The organism is Polaromonas sp. P1_E3, assembly GCF_056405935.1.
On the sequence record NZ_JBFUBD010000681.1, the window covers coordinates 1 to 1,002 of the forward strand.

1 protein-coding gene is annotated in these 1,002 nt (G+C 62.6%); it reads left to right on the forward strand.

Annotated features, from left to right (window positions below):
• Window positions 1-1,002 (forward strand): protein adenylyltransferase SelO (locus tag AC1D0Z_RS22750; RefSeq protein ID WP_477660399.1); only part of this gene is annotated, 1,002 nt, incomplete at both ends.

Consider the following 1,002-nt stretch of genomic DNA (forward strand, 5'->3'; position numbering starts at 1 on the left):
GGCCCTGCCCGACCCTTATTGGGTCGGCCGCAGCCGCGGCATGGCGCGCGAACTCGGATTGGGCACGCAGTGGCTTGAATCTCAGGAAGCCCTGCAAGCCCTGGCCGGCAATAGCGTTCTGCCCGGTTCCGATCCTTTGGCCAGCGTCTATAGCGGTCACCAGTTTGGTGTCTGGGCCGGGCAACTCGGTGATGGCCGGGCCTTGTTGCTGGGCGAAATCAGTACTCCGCGCGGGCCGCAGGAAATCCAGCTCAAGGGCGCCGGCAAAACACCCTACTCCCGCATGGGCGACGGCCGGGCCGTTTTGCGCAGTTCGATTCGCGAGTTCCTGTGCTCCGAGGCCATGCACGGGCTGGGCATCCCCACCACACGGGCGTTGTGCGTCACCGGGTCCGATGCGGCAGTACGGCGTGAGGAAATTGAAACCGCGGCCGTGGTGACCCGCACCGCACCCAGCTTTATCCGCTTTGGCCACTTCGAACATTTCAGTTACAACGACCAGCATGCGCAGCTCAAGGTGCTGGCCGACTACGTCATCGACCGGTTTTACCCTGCCTGCCGCGAGGCAAGGCAGCCCTATGCGGCGCTGCTGGAGGCCGTCAGCGAAAAAACCGCGCACCTGATGGCTGCGTGGCAGGCGGTGGGTTTTTGCCATGGCGTCATGAACACCGACAACATGAGCATCCTGGGGCTGACCATTGACTACGGTCCGTTCCAGTTTCTCGATGCGTTTGACCCCGGACACATCTGCAACCATTCGGATACCCAGGGCCGCTACGCCTACAACAAGCAGCCCAACATGGCCTACTGGAACCTGTTTTGCCTGGGCCAGGCATTGCTGCCGCTGATTGAAGACCAGGAGCAGGCGCTGGCAGCCCTGGAGTCCTACAAAACCGTGTTCCCCGAGGCATTGCAGGCCCGCATGCTGGCCAAGCTGGGCCTGCCCGATGTGCAAGCGGATGACAAGGCCCTGGTGGAAAACACCTTCAAGCTGCTGGCAAG